Source organism: Ruegeria sp. BG11, from assembly GCF_056538565.1.
Map to the genome: position 1 here is coordinate 1 of NZ_JBQFTH010000051.1, position 918 is coordinate 918.

At 60.3% G+C, this 918-nt stretch carries 1 pseudogene; it reads right to left on the reverse strand.

The features are described 5' to 3' along the window. Positions 1 to 918 (reverse strand): annotated as a pseudogene (locus ACR0JF_RS23330) (hypothetical protein); the annotation flags it as partial.

Consider the following 918-nt stretch of genomic DNA (forward strand, 5'->3'; position numbering starts at 1 on the left):
GAAAGCAAAGTTACTGGCCTGCACAGATGACGTGAACGTTGTGTTCAGCCCCCAGTTGGCACCCAGAACAAACTCGCCGTTCACCTGCATCATACCGGTAGACCCTAGGTCGACCGTATCCAACGCATAGAACGCAGCCCCTTGTTCAACAGTAAGACCATTAGTGCCCGCACCAAGATTCAGGTTTCCAAGCGCCGCACCCGAGAGTGTCACCTGATCGTTCCCATCCCCGCCATTCAGCAGTTGATTGTTCCCGGCCAACAGAACGCTGTTCGCCGACAGCGACAGCGCGTTGTTCGTGCCCCCGTCAACAACGATCGTAGCAACCGAGCCCGTCTGCCCGGTGCCACCCATGATAACACCATCGAGGCCAAGATTAATGGCACCTGCGCCATCACGCCCCTCGGACTGCGCCAGAACACCGATGCCGCCTGCGCCAACCGACATGATATTGCCGCTCAGCGCCATGTCGATGGCCCCACCGGAACCCGCGCCGCCAGCGGAACCACGGAAGACTGAATCCACCATGCCGCCGCCGCCGCCCAGAGACTGCGCCAGCACACCAATCGCGTCTTGGCCGGTGGTTACGATGGTCCCGGTCTGCGTGAAATCGATATCGCCGCCATTGCCGCCATTGTTGGTCGACAGACCCACGGTGATCCGGCTTTGCGCCATGTCGGTCGAGACAATACCGCCGCCACCGCCGATGCTCTGAATGACGAAGCCATGAGAGCCTTGGCCGCTTGTGGTCATATCACCGATATTGGTGAAGTTGACATTGCCGCCATCCCCGGTCGATCCATCCTGCGCCCCCAGGGTCACATCGGTGGCACCAAGCCCCGAGATCACAACCTCGCCACCGCCCGCACCGATGCTTTGTACCGTTTGACCAAACGCGCGGTCTCCGCTGGTAAAGAC